This window comes from Pseudomonas sp. dw_612, from assembly GCF_018449725.1.
In the GTDB taxonomy this organism is placed as follows: domain Bacteria; phylum Pseudomonadota; class Gammaproteobacteria; order Pseudomonadales; family Pseudomonadaceae; genus Aquipseudomonas.
Genome location: NZ_JAAVVC010000016.1, coordinates 79,981 through 96,178 on the forward strand (window position 1 = coordinate 79,981; position 16,198 = coordinate 96,178).

The window sequence follows — 16,198 nt, forward strand, 5'->3', positions numbered from 1 at the left end:
ACTGAATGCGTGTAGCAAAGGGATTATTGGGTTTGTTGCTGGCGATGCCGCTGCTGGCTTCGGCAGAAGAAGTGGGTCAGGTGTCGACGGTGTTCAAATTCGTCGGGCCGAATGATCGTATCGTCGTCGAGGCTTTCGACGATCCCAAGGTTGAAGGCGTGACCTGTTACCTGTCGCGTGCCAAGACGGGCGGCGTGAAGGGCGGTTTGGGTCTGGCTGAAGATCGCGCTGAAGCGTCCCTGGCCTGCCGCCAAGTGGGGCCGATCAGTTTCAAGGGCGAGCTCAAGGATGGCGAAGAGGTGTTCAAGGAGCGCACATCGCTGGTATTCAAGACCATGCAAGTGGTGCGGTTCCTCGACAAGAAGCGCAACACGCTGGTGTACCTGGTCTACAGCGATCGCTTGATCGAGGGTAGCCCGCAAAATGCGGTAACGGCGATTCCGATCCTGCCGTGGGCGCACGCTCAATAAGTTAACAAAGATCCAAAATGTGGGGGCGGGCTTGCTTGCGAAGGCAGAGTGTCAGTCAATACAGATGTCGACTGATACACCGCATTCGCGAGCAAGTCGAATCGTCGCACCGCCGCTCCCACATTTTTCGCGCTGTGTTTGCCAAATCACAGGCAATAAAAAACCGACCCTGAGGTCGGTTTTTCAACAAGCTTATTGCTTAAGCGGCAACAGCAAGGTTCAGAGCCTTGACGTGACCGTTCAGGCGGCTCTTATGACGAGCAGCCTTGTTCTTGTGGATGATGCCTTTATCGGCCATACGGTCGATAACTGGCACGGCCAGAACGTAAGCAGCTTGAGCTTTTTCAGCGTCTTTTGCGTCGATGGCCTTAACTACATTCTTGATGTAGGTACGAACCATGGAACGCAGGCTGGCGTTGTGGCTGCGACGCTTCTCAGCCTGTTTTGCACGTTTTTTGGCGGAAGGTGTGTTGGCCACCGTCGAGCTCCTCGAAAGACTTTTTAGGAAATAGCAAACAAAATAGGCCGCGAATCATGCCGATGAGTTGATGTCTTGTCAAGGGCGGTTGAGACGTTCCGCTAAGTGGTAGGTATAAAGAGGCGGGATATTTATTTCCGGCGCTTGACCTGTAAACTCGCGAGCTTTGGCTCTGTGCTGCTGCGGCGCGGAGTATCGCATAAGTGGGCGCTTTGTTCGCCTGCTGTTTATCGACAGGCACAAACTCTTTCAATGAATCTGCTCAAATCGTTGGCCGCCGTCAGCTCTATCACGATGCTTTCCCGGGTTCTGGGGTTCGTTCGTGACACTCTCATCGCGCGTACATTTGGTGCGGGGATGGCGACCGACGCCTTCTTTATCGCCTTCAAACTGCCCAATCTGCTGCGGCGGATCTTCGCCGAAGGGGCTTTTTCTCAAGCCTTCGTGCCGATTCTGGCCGAATATAAAAGCCAGAAGGGCGAGGAGGCGACGCGAACCTTCATTGCCTACGTCTCGGGCCTGCTGACATTGGTGCTGGCGCTGGTCACGGCGCTGGGGATGATTGCCGCGCCCTGGGTGATCTGGGCCACGGCACCGGGTTTCACCGATACTCCGGAGAAATTCGAGCTGACGTCCAGTCTGTTGCGGGTGACGTTTCCTTATATATTGCTGATTTCCCTGTCTTCATTGGCCGGGGCGATCCTCAATACCTACAACCGCTTCTCCGTGCCGGCCTTCGTGCCGACGCTGCTCAACGTCAGCATGATCATTTTTTCGGTGTTCCTGACGCCGTATTTCAATCCGCCGGTCATGGCCTTGGGCTGGGCGGTTCTGGTCGGTGGCCTGGCGCAACTGCTCTATCAACTGCCGCACCTGAAAAAGATCGGCATGCTGGTGCTGCCACGGCTGAACCTGCGCGACACGGGTGTCTGGCGGGTGATGAAGCAGATGCTGCCGGCGATCCTCGGCGTTTCCGTCAGCCAGATTTCCCTGATCATCAACACGATTTTCGCTTCCTTCCTGGTGGCCGGCTCCGTGTCGTGGATGTATTACGCCGACCGCTTGATGGAGTTGCCGTCCGGCGTGCTCGGTGTGGCATTGGGCACGATTCTGCTGCCAACCCTGGCCAAAACCTACGCCAGCAAGGATCGCCAGGAATATTCGCGAATCCTCGATTGGGGCCTGCGCCTGTGTTTCGTGCTGGTGTTGCCGTGCTCCCTGGCGCTGGGGATTCTGGCCGAGCCGCTGACGGTTTCGTTGTTCCAGTACGGCCAGTTCAGCGCGTTTGATGCGTCCATGACCCAGCGCGCGTTGATCGCTTATTCCGTCGGTTTGCTCGGGATTATCGTGATCAAAGTGCTGGCGCCGGGCTTTTATGCGCAACAAAACATCCGCACCCCGGTGAAAATCGCAATATTCACGCTGATCGTCACGCAACTGTTCAACCTGGTGCTGATCGGTCCGCTGGCCCATGCCGGCCTTGCGCTGGCCATCAGTATCGGTGCCTGCATCAACGCCAGTCTGTTGTTCTATCAACTGCGCAAACAGCAGATGTACCAGCCGCAACCGGGCTGGGCGAAGTTCGGGCTCAAACTGGTGATCGCCGTGTTGGTGATGTCGGCGGTGTTGCTGGCGGGGATGCATTTCATGCCGGCCTGGGATCAGGGGCATATGCTGGAGCGGTTCCTGCGTCTGGGCGCGTTGGTGGTAGCGGGTGTGGTCGCTTATTTCGGCATGTTGCTGTTGATGGGCTTCCGTTTGCGCGACTTCAATCGCAAGGCGTTGAGCTGAGGCGTTTGCCTCGATAAACACGGGCGGGCCGGCAGTTTTGTCGGTTCGATTACTTTGGGTTACGGTGTTGCCTGTCGTCGGCCGCCGGGTGTGGTTATAATCGACCACTTTATGAGCAAGAAGCGCGTTATGCAGCTGGTTCGAGGCCTCCACAATCTGCGCCCCCAGCATCGGGGCTGTGTCGCCACTATTGGCAACTTTGACGGTGTTCACCGTGGTCACCAGGCTATCCTGGTCAGGCTGCGTGAGCGTGCGCTCGAGTTGGGCGTGCCCAGCTGCGTGGTGATTTTCGAGCCACAGCCGCGGGAATTCTTCGCCCCTGACACCGCGCCGGCGCGTCTGGCCCGGCTGCGGGACAAACTGCAACTGCTGGCCGACGAAGGCGTTGACCGGGTCCTGTGCCTGGCGTTCAACCATCGTCTGAGCAAACTCAGCGCCGCCGAATTCGTCGATACGATTCTGGTGGACGGCCTGGGCGTGCAGCATCTGGAGGTCGGTGACGATTTCCGTTTCGGCTGCGACCGGGTCGGGGATTTCGATTTCCTGCAACAGGCCGGCGTGCTGCAAGGTTTTACCGTCGAAGCGGCGCAAACCGTCGAGCTGGATGGTATCCGCGTCAGCAGCACCCAGGTGCGTAATGCCTTGGCTGCCGCCGACTTTGCCCTCGCCGAACGCTTGCTCGGTCGTCCGTTCCAGATTACCGGGCGTGTGCTGCATGGCCAGAAGCTGGCGCGCCAGCTCGGTACGCCGACCGCCAATATCCAGCTCAAGCGTCGTCGTGTGCCGTTGTCCGGGGTGTTCCTGGTCAATGTCGACATCGACGGCAAGACCTGGCCGGGCGTCGCCAATATCGGCGTGCGGCCAACGGTCCAGGGGGATGGCAAGGCCCACCTCGAAGTACATCTTTTAGATTTTGCCGGCGATCTGTATGACCGGCGTTTGACGGTGGTTTTCCACCACAAGCTGCGTGAAGAGCAGCGTTTCGCCTCTCTGGAGGCGCTTAAGACGGCGATCAATGCGGATGTCGCCGCCGCCCGTGCCCTGTCGCACCTAGCGCCAATCGCTAATGAAGAGCCTTAAATGACCGACTATAAAGCCACGCTAAACCTTCCGGACACCGCCTTCCCAATGAAGGCCGGCCTGCCACAGCGCGAACCGCAGATTCTGCAGCGCTGGGACAGTATTGGCCTGTACGGTAAGTTGCGCGAGATTGGCAAGGATCGTCCGAAGTTCGTCCTGCACGACGGCCCTCCGTACGCCAACGGCACGATTCATATCGGTCATGCACTGAACAAGATTCTCAAGGACATGATCATCCGCTCGAAAACCCTGTCGGGTTTCGACGCACCTTATGTTCCGGGCTGGGACTGCCATGGCCTGCCGATCGAGCACAAAGTCGAAGTGACCCACGGCAAGAACCTGGGCGCGGATAAAACCCGCGAACTGTGCCGTGCCTACGCCACCGAGCAGATCGAAGGCCAGAAATCCGAATTCATCCGTCTGGGCGTGTTGGGCGACTTCGCCAACCCGTACAAGACCATGGACTTCAAGAACGAGGCCGGTGAAATCCGTGCGCTCGCCGAAATCGTCAAGGGCGGTTTCGTGTTCAAGGGCCTCAAGCCTGTGAACTGGTGCTTTGACTGTGGTTCGGCCCTGGCTGAAGCGGAAGTCGAGTACGAGAACAAAAAGTCCTCGACCATCGACGTTGCGTTCCCGATTGCCGATGAAGCCAAACTGGCTGCCGCTTTCGGTCTGGCGTCCCTGGGCAAGCCTGCTTCGATTGTGATCTGGACCACCACCCCGTGGACCATCCCGGCCAACCAGGCGCTGAACGTTCACCCGGAATTCAACTACGCCCTGGTCGACGTCGGCGACAAACTGCTGGTGCTGGCTGAAGAGCTGGTCGAGTCGTGCCTGGCCCGCTACAGCCTGGAAGGTTCGGTCATCGCGACCACCACCGGTAAAGAGCTGGAGCTGATCAACTTCCGTCACCCCTTCTACGATCGCCTGTCGCCGGTTTACCTGGCTGACTACGTCGAACTGGGCGCTGGCACCGGCGTGGTTCACTCCGCCCCGGCCTACGGCGTGGACGACTTCGTGACCTGCAAAGCCTATGGCATGGTCAACGACGACATCCTCAACCCGGTACAAAGCAACGGCGTTTACGTGCCGTCGCTGGAGTTCTTCGGCGGCCAGTTCATCTGGAAAGCCAACCCGGCGATCGTCGACAAGCTGACCGAAGTCGGTGCGCTGCTGCACACCACCATCATCGAACACAGCTACATGCACTGCTGGCGTCACAAGACCCCGCTGATCTACCGCGCCACTGCGCAGTGGTTCATCGGCATGGACAAAGAGCCGACGTCTGGCGAAACCCTGCGCAAGCGGGCGATCAAGGCCATCGAAGAAACCAAGTTCGTTCCGGCCTGGGGTCAGGCGCGCCTGCACTCGATGATCGCCAACCGTCCGGACTGGTGCATCTCCCGTCAGCGTAACTGGGGCGTGCCGATCCCGTTCTTCCTGAACAAGGAAAGCGGCGAGCTGCACCCACGCACCACCGAACTGATGGAAGAAGTCGCCAAGCGCGTCGAAGTCGAAGGCATCGAAGCCTGGTTCAAGATGGACGCTGCCGAACTGCTCGGTGACGAAGCGCCACTGTACGACAAGATCAGCGACACCCTCGACGTCTGGTTCGATTCGGGCACCACGCACTGGCACGTCCTGCGCGGTTCGCACCCGATGGGTCACGAGACCGGCCCGCGTGCCGACCTGTATCTGGAAGGCTCGGACCAACACCGTGGCTGGTTCCACTCGTCGCTGCTGACCGGTTGCGCCATCGACAATCACGCGCCGTACCGCGAGCTGCTGACCCACGGCTTCACCGTGGATGAGTCCGGTCGCAAGATGTCCAAGTCGTTGGGCAACGTGATCGCGCCACAAAAGGTCAACGACACGCTGGGCGCCGACATCATGCGTCTGTGGGTCGCTTCCACCGATTACTCGGGTGAAATGGCGGTTTCCGATCAGATCCTGCAACGCAGTGCGGACGCCTACCGGCGTATCCGTAACACCGCGCGCTTCCTGCTCTCCAACCTGACCGGTTTCAACCCAGCCACCGACATCCTGCCGGCCGAGGAAATGCTCGCCCTGGACCGTTGGGCCGTGGACCGTACCCTCCTGCTGCAACGCGAGTTGCAAGAGCACTACGGCGAATACCGCTTCTGGAACGTCTACTCCAAGATCCACAACTTCTGCGTGCAGGAGCTGGGCGGTTTTTACCTCGACATCATCAAGGACCGCCAGTACACCACTGGCGCCAACAGCAAGGCTCGCCGTTCGGCGCAAACCGCGCTGTACCACATCTCCGAAGCGCTGGTGCGCTGGATCGCGCCGATCCTGGCGTTCACCGCCGACGAACTGTGGGAATACCTGCCGGGCGAGCGCAACGAATCGGTGATGCTCAACACCTGGTACGAAGGCCTGACCGAACTGCCGGACAACGTCGAACTGGGCCGCGCCTACTGGGAGCGGATCATGGCGGTGAAGGTCGCGGTCAACAAGGAAATGGAAATCCAGCGCGCGGCCAAGGCCGTCGGTGGCAACCTGCAAGCCGAAGTGACGCTGTTCGCCGAAGAGGCGCTGAGCGCCGATCTGGCCAAGCTGAGCAACGAATTGCGCTTTGTCCTGATCACCTCGACCGCCAGCGTCGCGCCATTCGTGCAGGCTCCAGCGGACGCGGTGGTTACCGATGTCAGCGGCCTGAAGCTGAAAATCGTCAAGTCGGCCTTCGCCAAGTGCGCCCGTTGCTGGCACTGCCGTGAAGACGTCGGCGTGAACCCGGAGCACCCGGAAATCTGCGGTCGTTGCGTTGACAACATCAGCGGCGCGGGCGAGGTTCGTCACTATGCCTAACGCGGCTGGCCGCTTCGGGCGGCTGGGCTGGCTTTGGTTGAGCCTGCTGGTCCTGGTCATTGACCAGGCCAGCAAGTTCTACTTCGAAGGCAAGCTCGAGATGTACCAGCAAATCGTGGTGATCCCCGATGTGTTCAGCTGGACCCTGGCCTACAACACGGGCGCGGCATTCAGCTTCCTGGCCGACAGCTCCGGCTGGCAGCGTTGGCTATTTGCCCTGATTGCAGTGGTGGTCAGTGCGGTGCTGGTGGTCTGGCTCAAACGCCTTGGGCGCAACGAAACCTGGCTGGCCATCGCCCTGGCGCTGGTGCTGGGCGGGGCGCTGGGTAACCTGTACGACCGCATTGCCCTGGGCCATGTGATCGACTTCATTCTGGTGCATTGGCAGAACCGCTGGTATTTCCCGGCGTTCAACTTTGCCGATAGCGCCATCAGCGTCGGGGCCGTGATGCTCGCGTTGGATATGTTCAAAAGCAAGAAAACCGGAGAAACCGTTCATGACTGAACAGGTATTGGCTGAGCAACGCATCCGCCAGAACACGGAAGTCACCTTGCACTTTGCATTACGCCTGGAGAACGGCGACACGGTCGACAGCACCTTCGACAAAGCCCCGGCGACCTTCAAGGTCGGCGACGGTAACCTGTTGCCAGGTTTCGAAGCGGCGCTGTTCGGATTCAAGGCAGGCGATAAGCGTACGCTGACGATTCAACCGGAAAACGCGTTCGGCCAGCCTAACCCGCAAAACGTACAGATCATCCCGCGTTCGCAGTTCAAGGACATGGACCTGTCGCCGGGTTTGCTGGTGATCTTCAACGATGCGGCCAATACTGAGCTGCCGGGTATCGTGAAAGAATTCGATGATGACCAGGTCACCATCGACTTCAACCACCCGCTGGCTGGCAAGACATTGACCTTTGACGTAGAAATCATCAGCGTCAAATCGCTGTAACTGACCGGATACGGTCCAATGTGGGAGCGGGCTTGCTCGCGAAAGCGTCATCACATGTAATATCAATGTTGACTGACACACCGCTTTCGCGAGCAAGCCCGCTCCCACAGTGAGTTTTTCACCGTTTTTGCTATTTCTTGCGCGCAAGACACGAGGCACAGCATGCAAATCAAACTCGCCAACCCCCGTGGCTTCTGCGCCGGCGTGGACCGGGCGATCGAAATCGTCAACCGCGCCCTGGAAGTCTTCGGGCCGCCGATCTATGTGCGCCACGAAGTGGTCCACAACAAATTCGTCGTCGAAGACCTGCGCTCCCGCGGTGCGATCTTCGTTGAAGAACTGGATCAGGTACCGGACGACGTCATCGTAATCTTCAGTGCCCACGGGGTTTCCCAGGCTGTGCGTACCGAAGCCGCCGGCCGTGGGCTGAAAGTGTTCGACGCCACCTGCCCGCTGGTGACCAAAGTGCACATCGAAGTCGCGCGCTACAGCCGTGACGGTCGTGAATGCATCCTGATCGGCCACGCCGGTCATCCGGAAGTCGAAGGCACCATGGGCCAGTACGATGGCAGCAATGGTGGCGCGATCTATCTGGTTGAAGACGAAAAAGACGTCGCCACGCTGCAAGTGCACAACCCCGACAAATTGGCGTTCGTGACCCAGACCACCTTGTCCATGGACGACACCAGCCGCGTGATCGACGCCCTGCGTGCGCGTTTCCCGGCCATCGGTGGTCCGCGCAAGGACGACATCTGCTACGCCACACAAAACCGTCAGGACGCGGTCAAGCAATTGGCCGACGAGTGCGACGTGGTGCTGGTGGTCGGCAGCCCGAACAGCTCCAACTCCAATCGCCTGCGCGAACTGGCCGAACGCATGGCCACCCCGGCCTATCTGATCGACGGTGCCGAAGACCTGCAAAAGAGCTGGTTCGATGGCGTCGAGCGTATCGGCATCACCGCTGGCGCCTCCGCCCCGGAAGTACTGGTGCGTGGCGTGATCCAGCAGTTACAGGCCTGGGGCGCTACCGGTGCCGATGAACTGTCTGGTCGCGAGGAGAACATCACGTTCTCCATGCCTAAAGAATTGCGCGTGCGTTCTTTGCTTTAAGCCTTTTCTCCTCTGCGCACAGCACCTGCACAACCTTTTGGTTCTCCAGGCGCACTCGGCCCGTTGCAGCCAATACCACCCGCTGGTGACTGACTGGCTCGCGGGCCGCGCAGAGGTGCAATGTCCCCGCCTGAAAGGCCATGCCCGGCATCAATGGTTGGCCTAGATGGCTGAAGCGCACATACCGCTGGACGTGCCAATTGCCGACAATCGGCACCCGAGCGTCGTTCGCATGCTCAATCAGCAGCGGATTGCTGCTGTCCTCCAGCCCCTTGCCGCTGATATCCAGAATAATCCGCCAACCCTGACTCCAGTCGCCATCAATGCCGTGAATTACCACGTTCTGGTTGTGCGTGAGCGCTGCGGTCCTCGCGCTGCGTATGCCACTGATCAACGAGTGCGCTGCTGCCTCCCGATGGTTCGATTCCGTGAGCGCGGCGAACGCCGGACTGACCAACAGCAGAACAATCCCGGCAATTGCCAGTCCCATAAGCAGTTCGATCAGGCTGAAGCCTTGTTGGTGCATGTTTTTCCCTCCGTGGCGTGCTGCGGCTCGCGCAATCCGTGCGCGACCAATGGCAAAACAACCGTACGTGCGGCGGTCGAATGTTCTAGCGTGTAGAAGCAGGTATAGCCGACGGCAACGGAGGGCACCGATGGATCATCGTACAAAAGGTTTCACGCTGGTCGAGGTGCTGATCACGCTCGCGGTTTTTCTGATTTTGATCACGATGGCCGTTCCAATGTTTACCCGCTCGGTGCAAGGCACCCGCGCCGATACCGAAATTGGCGATTTGCAACGTGCGCTCAATTTCGCCCGGCTCGAGGCCATCGACCGGGGCGTTACCACACGGTTGCGGCCGACCGCTGGCGGCAACGTCTGGACCGGGACGCTGGCGGTCTACGACGGTACTGGCGATTTGGCCAATGTATTGCGGGTTGTTCCAGCGCTGAGCAGCGGCGCAACTCTAGCGCTAACCTCAGGAGTGACCGCCATCGATTTCAACAATCTGGGCGGTTTGTCGTCACCGTCCACGACGGTGGTGATCACTTATGGTCTTGGGGCGCAAAGCAGGACGCTGAATGTGTGTTTGAACGGACGGATTCTTTTGGGTGGAAATTGCGGATGAGGGATTGGAGCAGGCGAGCACAGGAGGGCATGACGCTGATCGAAGTATTGGTCGCGTTGTTGATTCTGACTGTGGGACTGCTGGGGGCGGCGGCGATTCAGCTGAATGCGCTCAAGTACACCGACAGCGCGAGGATGACCAGCCAGGCGAATTTTATCGCCTACGACATGATGGATCGTATCCGGGCCAACTCCGGCGCCGATTACACCGTTACGCCTCCAACGTCGGCTAACCCGAGTGTCGCACGGGACCAGGACCTTTACGATTTCACCACCAATATCGTCAACTTTGGCGGCGCGACCGCCACCGGCAGCGTGGCGCTGAATCAGCGGGTGTACACCATCACCATTACCTGGGATGACTCGCGGGCCGCCAATGTCGCCAACTCCCGCCGCACTTTTGTCCTGACCAGCCGTGTCGCCGTCGACCCGCCGGTTACGCCATGAACCGGTCCAATCGAGGTTTTGGTTTGATCGAGGTGCTGATCGCCTTGGCGTTGAGCCTGATCGTGGTGCTGGGCGTGGCGCAGGTTTTCATCGCTGCCAAAAACACCTATGTCAGCCAGAACGCCGCCGCCGCGATGCAGGAAGATGCGCGGTTCGTGTTGAGCAAGATGATTCAGGAAATTCGTATGGTTGGGATGTTTGGTTGCCTGGGGACGGTCAACGATGCGGTTTCAGGTGGCATCTTCACTGCGGGTCAAACACCGATCGTTTGGGACGAGCCCAACAAGAAGTTGACGCTGTTGACGGCAGATGTTGGCACCAAGGGTGGGACGCCGACCTGGACGGTGGTGTCCGAGTGCGGCACCAGCAGCGGTAGCGGCGCCAGCGCGGGTATTGCGTACGTTGTCGCACCGCCCCTTAGCGCGGGCCAGATAGCATTTCCGATCCGACGGCTGATCTACAGCTACAACGTTAACAACAGCCAATTGCTGATGGGGGTCGGCACGGGTACGCCGGTGCAACAAGTGCTGGTGAACAATGTCAGTGCTTTCGACGTGAGCTTTGGAGTCATCGGTTCGAACGGAACCTTGGGTTACAACAGCGCCCCGAGCGATATGAAGTCGGTTCGCAGTGTACGCCTGATATTGACCCTCAAGGATCCGAATAATCGGGTGCGCAACCAAACTTACACCGTGGTTGCCGCTGTGCGTAACTTGTTGCTATCGGCGGAGGGCCGATGAAAATTTCCAGGATGACATCTCACGCCCAGCGAGGCATGGCCTTGTTGATCAGCCTGGTCTTTCTGTTGCTGCTGACCCTGATCGGCATTTCATCCATGCAGAACGCGACCCTTCAGGAAAAAATGGCAGGCAGCGTGACACTGCGCAATCAATCCTTCCAACTGGCCGAGGCGACCTTGCGCATGGGGGAAAGCGCCGTGCAACTGGCGAACTATACGCTGGCCGCTTGCGGCACCGGGGTTCCTTGCGCACCGCCGGCTGAAGCGTTAACGCTGACCGGCGCAGGCGTCGACGCCAGATCCGGCTCGGGGGTCAACTGGATCGCCGCCGGGGGCGGGTTTTATGGGGTGCAGAACCTCGGAGCCACGATGGGCGCCGTAAATGTGCCGAGCAACACTTCGGCCACGCTGTACCGGATCACCGCAGTAGGCATTGTCGGTAACAACATTCGCAGTGTGGTGGAGAGCATCTATGCCAAGTATTGATGCTCGCGGTGGCTGGCGCCGACGATGGGCGCAGATGCTATTCGGCGCGTTGCTGAGCCTGTACCTGACGGCACCGTCCTATGCCTTCACGCCATCGGACTCGCCGCTTTTGAGCGCCGCCGCAGTACCGCCGAATGTGATGTTGCTGATCGATGACTCGGGCAGTATGAACACCATTATCTTCGCGGCAGGGTTCGATCCGACGGTCAATCGCACACCGGCCAGGCAGTGCAACGCCTTTATCGGCCTGTGTTTGAGTTCATCCGACATAGTCGGCAGCTCGATCTTCCTTTCCAGCCTGCCGACCTCAGGCTGTTCGGGGGGCGCCTACGCGTTCTACAACAACAGCCTGACCCCGCAATGCATCAAGCTTCCTGACCCGGTTGGCAACGAAAACACCCGTTACACCGATGACTACCTGTCGTACCTGGTGGGATTGGCGAACGGTAGCAATCGTGACTTCACCAATGGCTCGATTCCCAACGACTATCGCATCAACGTGGCGCGTAACGTTTCTTCCTCACTGGTGACCAGTAATCGTGGTCTGCGTATCGGTCTGGCGACGTTCAATCCGCCCACCAGCAACAACTCCGGCAATGGCGGTTATATCGCCCGCTCCGTCAGCGATCTGTCGGTCGTCACGGGTAGCGTCACCCAAGCCCAGGCAGACACCAACTACAACGCGCTGATCAGCGCGATCAATGGCCTCGGCGCCGTGGCCAACACGCCATTGGCCGAAACCTACTACGAAATCACCCGTTACTTTCGTGGCATGGCGCCGTATTACAACGCGACGCCGGCGACCTACACCAGTCCGATCCAGTACCGATGCCAGAAAAACTACGGCGTGGTCGTGACCGACGGCCTGCCGACCTACGACCGCACATTCCCGACCAACGATCCGTTGGGCACCAACCGCTTGCCCAACTGGGACGGCATCAACAACGACGGCAATAACCCCGCTGGCGATGACGAGGGCGACACCCTGTATCTGGACGACATCGCCAAGTTCGCCTTCGACATCGACATGCGTTCGACCGGCACCGACCTGGCGGGTAAAAGTTGGGCTGCAGCGGACTTTCCCAAGCAGTACATGAACACTTACACCGTGGGATTCACTGCGGCCAATCCGATGTTGTCCGATGCCGCTACTTATGGCCAAGGCCTGTATTACCAGGCCAACGACGCCGCCGGCCTGAACACGGCGCTGTCTTCCGCATTGAGCAACATCACTTCCAAGGCGGGCTCGGGCGGTAGCGGTGTGACCAGCAGCAGTACGCTGAGCAGCGGGTCGAGTTACTTCCAGACCACTTACGACCCCAAGGACTGGCGTGGGACGATCAAGGCCTATGGCTTCACGGCCAGCGGTTCGGTCAATACCGCGGCGGTGTTATGGACCACCGACACGGCGATTGTGCCCGGTGCCGCTGCGCCGACTTACCAGTCCTGGAACACCCTGACCAACGCCGCGATAACCCTGGCCTACAGCAACTTTTCCCCGGCCCAGCAAACCTCTCTCAGCCAGAGCCTGCCGACCGGGATTGTCGGCAACGACCTGGTGGAGTGGAGCAAGGGCACCAACAAGGCCGGGTTGAAAGTGCGCACGGTTTTGCTGGGTGACATCATCAACTCGCCCCTCGCGTTGGCTTCTCCCACGGAGCAAACCGCGTCGGACCTGGTGGGCGATTCCACCTACACCACCTACCTGGCGACTAAAGCCTCCAACATGAGTGCCAGTCTGGTGGTCAACGCCAACGACGGTTTCCTCAATGTCATCAACGCGTCCAACGGTGCCCGACGTTATGCCTACATGCCGTCCAGTGTGCTGCCATCGTTGCGCTACATTGCCGATCCAACGTACATCAACGGCGTTAGCCACAAGTTTCTGGTGGACGGTCAGGTCGGCGTGTTCGATATGCAACTCGCCACCGCTTGGAAAACCGTGGCACTGGGCGGGGTAGGGGCGGGCGGCAGAACGTTCTACGCGGTGCAATTGTTCGACGCATCGGCAGGTAATGCTTTCAAGGCGTTGTGGGAATTCAGCGCGCCAGCTACAGCGAACACGGCGAACGTTTTCAATGATCTGGGTTATGCCTACGCCCGCCCGGAAGTGGCACGCTTGGCCGATGGGCGTTGGGCGGCTTTTATCTCCAACGGCTACGGGAGCAATTCGGGGGTGGCGGCGTTGTATGTGGTGGATGTGCGCGACGGTTCGCTGATCAAGAAAATCGTGATCGACAGCACGGAAACCACCAATGGTCTGTCTTCGGTAAAGCTCAGGGTCAATTCGCAGAACGTGGTGCAGGCCGCTTATGGGGGCGACCTGAAAGGGCGTTTGTGGAAGTTCGACCTGAGCGGTGCGACGACCGACACCTGGGGCTTGGCGTTTTCCGGCAAACCGTTGTTCACGGCGCCGGGTGGTGCGACTCAGCCGATTACCGCGCAACCACTGCTGGCGGACAATTCCCTCGGCGGCAAGCAAGTGTTTTTCGGCACAGGAAAATTCAATGAAGTCGCGGATAAGACCAACAAGGATCTTCAGGCGTTTTATTCCGTGTGGGATGCCGATGGTGGGTCCGGTCAGATTACCGTGGCGAGTTTGCAGGCCCAGTCGGTGACCGGCGTAACCTCCGGCAGTGCCGGTGGCCAATTCATCACCACGAGCCAGAATGACACGACCTACCCGACCGAGAAGGGCTGGTACCTGCCGCTGGTGTACAACAACGTGCTGACCGGTGAACGGGTGATCAATCAGGCCAGCCTGGTGGCCGGCCGGATCGTGTTCACCACGGCCAGTGTCGACACCACTGACCCGTGTGCCAGTTTCGGTACCGGCAAACTGGTCGAACTGGATGCATTCAGCGGTAAGATGCTCAACTACGCGGTGCTCGACACCAATGGCGACGGGCTGGTCGACAGCACGGACTCGATTTCCAGCGGGGTGATTTTCACCGGGGGGATTCCGACCCTGAACGCGATCGTCAACAATGCGGCCCGCAAGATCGTGAACGACTCCAGCGGTAGCATCAGCTCCCTGGTGGAGAAACCCGGCGGTGGCGGCAGCCGTCGCATCATGTGGCGACAAATACAGTAAGTGAGAGTTGAGGCATGCGCAGATCCAACCGAGGTTTTACCCTGATCGAAATCATGATCGTGATTGCGATCATCGGTATCGTCATCACCATTGGCTATCCGAGCCTCACCGAATACATGAAAAAGGGCCGGCGCACCGAAGTCGCCGGGTTGCTTTCCGAGCAGGCGCAGATTCTTGAGCGGTACTATTCCAAGAACAACGTCTACACCAACGCCACTGGCCTGAGCACGGGGAACGACTTCTACACCATCACTCCGACCATCGCCGACCAGACCTTTACCCTGACCGCCGTGCGCAAGGCCGGTACGGCCATGGCGACTGACAAGTGCGGGGATTTCACCATTACCAACACCGGCGTCAGAAGCATGCTCAACGCCACGGCCACCACCAAGGATTGCTGGGGCCGCTGAGTTTCTTTTTCGGGCGCCTTTTGCGCTCACTGTCTATTGAACGGTTGGATCAGAACATGAGCAGTCAACAGCAAGTGGTGATTGTCGGCGGTGGGGTCATTGGCCTGCTGACCGCGTTCAATCTCGCGTCCGAAGTGCAGAGCGTTGTGCTGCTGGATCGCTCGAACGTCGGCCAGGAATCCTCCTGGGCCGGTGGTGGCATTGTTTCGCCGCTCTATCCGTGGCGCTACAGCCCAGCGGTCACGGCGCTGGCTCATTGGTCCCAGGATTTTTATCCACAGCTGGGTGAACGGCTGTTTGCCGCTACCGGTGTCGATCCCGAAGTGCACACCACCGGGCTGTACTGGCTGGATCTCGATGATGAAGCCGAAGCGCTGGCCTGGGCCGAACGGGAAAACCGCCCGTTGCGGGCTGTGGATATCTCGGCGGCCCATGACGCAGTGCCGGTCCTGGGCGGTGGTTTTTCCCGGGCGATCTACATGGCCGATGTGGCCAACGTGCGTAATCCGCGGCTGGTGAAATCCCTGAAAGCGGCGTTGTTGGCGCTGCCGAACGTGACCATCCATGAACAGTGTGAAGTCAGCGGGTTTATCCGCGAAGGCGACACGGTGGTCGGGGTTCAGACGTCCACGGGGGCTATTCACGGCGATCAGGTGGTGCTGACGGCGGGCGCCTGGAGCGGCGACTTGCTCAAGAGTCTCGGTCTGGAACTGCCGGTCGAACCGGTCAAGGGCCAGATGATTCTCTACAAGTGTGCGGCGGACTTTTTGCCGAGCATGGTGCTGGCCAAGGGGCGTTATGCGATTCCCCGACGCGACGGGCATATCCTGATCGGCAGTACGCTGGAGCACGAAGGGTTCGACAAGACCCCGACCGAATCGGCGCTGGAAAGCCTGAAAGCTTCCGCCGTGGAGTTGATTCCGGCGTTGGCGGATGCCGAAGTGGTGGGGCATTGGGCCGGGTTGCGTCCGGGGTCCCCGGAAGGCATTCCGTATATTGGCCAAGTGCCGGGGTTTGCCGGGCTCTGGCTGAACTGCGGGCATTATCGCAATGGGCTGGTGCTGGCGCCGGCGTCGTGTCAGTTGTTTGCGGATGTGATGTTGGGCAGGGCGCCGATTATTGATCCGGCGCCGTATGCGCCGGTGGGGCGGGTTTAGCCTTTAGATAGTTGTCGTTTGTCCG

At 59.4% G+C, this 16,198-nt stretch carries 16 protein-coding genes; 14 read left to right on the plus strand and 2 right to left on the minus strand.

The window, feature by feature from the left end; genetic code table 11:
* Positions 1-5: 5 nt before the first annotated feature.
* Positions 6-470 (plus strand): CreA family protein, encoded by a 465-nt coding sequence (locus HB680_RS22315; protein WP_213940664.1) that lies wholly within the window; start codon positions 6-8, stop codon positions 468-470.
* A gap of 199 nt (positions 471-669) precedes the next feature.
* Here HB680_RS22315 and rpsT read toward each other — a convergent pair whose 3' ends face one another.
* A complete protein-coding gene (rpsT, locus tag HB680_RS22320; RefSeq protein WP_008154937.1) occupies positions 670-948 on the minus strand; it encodes a 30S ribosomal protein S20 in 279 nt (92 codons plus the stop codon).
* A gap of 252 nt (positions 949-1,200) precedes the next feature.
* Here rpsT and murJ point away from each other — a divergent pair, with 252 nt between their 5' ends.
* The 6 genes from murJ (at position 1,201) to ispH (ending at position 8,711) form a co-directional block, all read left to right on the plus strand.
* A complete protein-coding gene (gene murJ / locus HB680_RS22325; RefSeq protein ID WP_213940665.1) occupies positions 1,201-2,739 on the plus strand; it encodes a murein biosynthesis integral membrane protein MurJ in 1,539 nt (512 codons plus the stop codon).
* Positions 2,740-2,868: 129 nt separating this feature from the next.
* On the plus strand, positions 2,869-3,819 hold the full coding sequence (ribF, locus tag HB680_RS22330) for a bifunctional riboflavin kinase/FAD synthetase (protein ID WP_054051371.1): 951 nt from the start codon (positions 2,869-2,871) through the stop codon (positions 3,817-3,819).
* Entirely contained in the window at positions 3,820-6,651 is a 2,832-nt protein-coding gene (ileS, locus tag HB680_RS22335) for an isoleucine--tRNA ligase (RefSeq protein ID WP_213940666.1), read from the plus strand. It abuts the gene before it with no gap.
* Positions 6,644-7,156: a signal peptidase II gene (lspA, locus tag HB680_RS22340; RefSeq protein ID WP_213940667.1), complete on the plus strand. Its 513-nt coding sequence runs from the start codon at positions 6,644-6,646 to the stop codon at positions 7,154-7,156. The genes ileS and lspA overlap by 8 nt, the downstream gene beginning before the upstream one ends.
* Before the next feature lie 7 nt (positions 7,157-7,163).
* Positions 7,164-7,601, plus strand: coding sequence for an FKBP-type peptidyl-prolyl cis-trans isomerase (gene fkpB / locus HB680_RS22345; protein ID WP_213940723.1), 438 nt, complete (start codon positions 7,164-7,166; stop codon positions 7,599-7,601).
* A gap of 162 nt (positions 7,602-7,763) precedes the next feature.
* The gene (gene ispH, locus HB680_RS22350) at positions 7,764-8,711 is read left to right on the plus strand and encodes a 4-hydroxy-3-methylbut-2-enyl diphosphate reductase (RefSeq protein ID WP_149661028.1); all 948 of its coding nucleotides are present in this window, start codon (positions 7,764-7,766) and stop codon (positions 8,709-8,711) included.
* Here ispH and HB680_RS22355 read toward each other — a convergent pair.
* Positions 8,680-9,237: a GspH/FimT family pseudopilin gene (locus HB680_RS22355; protein ID WP_213940668.1), complete on the minus strand. Its 558-nt coding sequence runs from the start codon at positions 9,235-9,237 to the stop codon at positions 8,680-8,682. The genes ispH and HB680_RS22355 overlap by 32 nt on opposite strands.
* A 130-nt stretch (positions 9,238-9,367) precedes the next feature.
* On the opposite strand from HB680_RS22355, the gene HB680_RS22360 reads away from it, so the two are divergent.
* Genes HB680_RS22360 through thiO form a run of 7 tightly spaced genes read left to right on the plus strand, consistent with a single transcriptional unit; the run spans position 9,368 to position 16,173 of the window.
* A complete protein-coding gene (locus HB680_RS22360; RefSeq protein WP_213940669.1) occupies positions 9,368-9,841 on the plus strand; it encodes a GspH/FimT family pseudopilin in 474 nt (157 codons plus the stop codon).
* Positions 9,838-10,287, plus strand: a complete 450-nt coding sequence (gene pilV / locus HB680_RS22365; RefSeq protein ID WP_213940670.1) for a type IV pilus modification protein PilV — start codon at positions 9,838-9,840, stop codon at positions 10,285-10,287. Before HB680_RS22360 ends, pilV begins: the two co-directional genes overlap by 4 nt.
* Positions 10,284-11,027, plus strand: coding sequence for a prepilin-type N-terminal cleavage/methylation domain-containing protein (locus tag HB680_RS22370; RefSeq protein ID WP_213940671.1), 744 nt, complete (start codon positions 10,284-10,286; stop codon positions 11,025-11,027). Before pilV ends, HB680_RS22370 begins: the two co-directional genes overlap by 4 nt.
* Positions 11,024-11,512, plus strand: coding sequence for a PilX N-terminal domain-containing pilus assembly protein (locus tag HB680_RS22375; RefSeq protein WP_213940672.1), 489 nt, complete (start codon positions 11,024-11,026; stop codon positions 11,510-11,512). Before HB680_RS22370 ends, HB680_RS22375 begins: the two co-directional genes overlap by 4 nt.
* Positions 11,499-14,606, plus strand: coding sequence for a PilC/PilY family type IV pilus protein (locus HB680_RS22380; RefSeq protein ID WP_213940673.1), 3,108 nt, complete (start codon positions 11,499-11,501; stop codon positions 14,604-14,606). Before HB680_RS22375 ends, HB680_RS22380 begins: the two co-directional genes overlap by 14 nt.
* A gap of 14 nt (positions 14,607-14,620) precedes the next feature.
* Positions 14,621-15,016: a type IV pilin protein gene (locus HB680_RS22385; protein WP_213940674.1), complete on the plus strand. Its 396-nt coding sequence runs from the start codon at positions 14,621-14,623 to the stop codon at positions 15,014-15,016.
* 56 nt (positions 15,017-15,072) lie between these two features.
* Positions 15,073-16,173 carry a glycine oxidase ThiO gene (thiO, locus tag HB680_RS22390; protein WP_213940675.1) on the plus strand — a complete coding sequence of 367 codons (1,101 nt, stop codon included), beginning with the start codon at positions 15,073-15,075 and terminating at the stop codon, positions 16,171-16,173.
* Positions 16,174-16,198 lie beyond the last annotated feature (25 nt).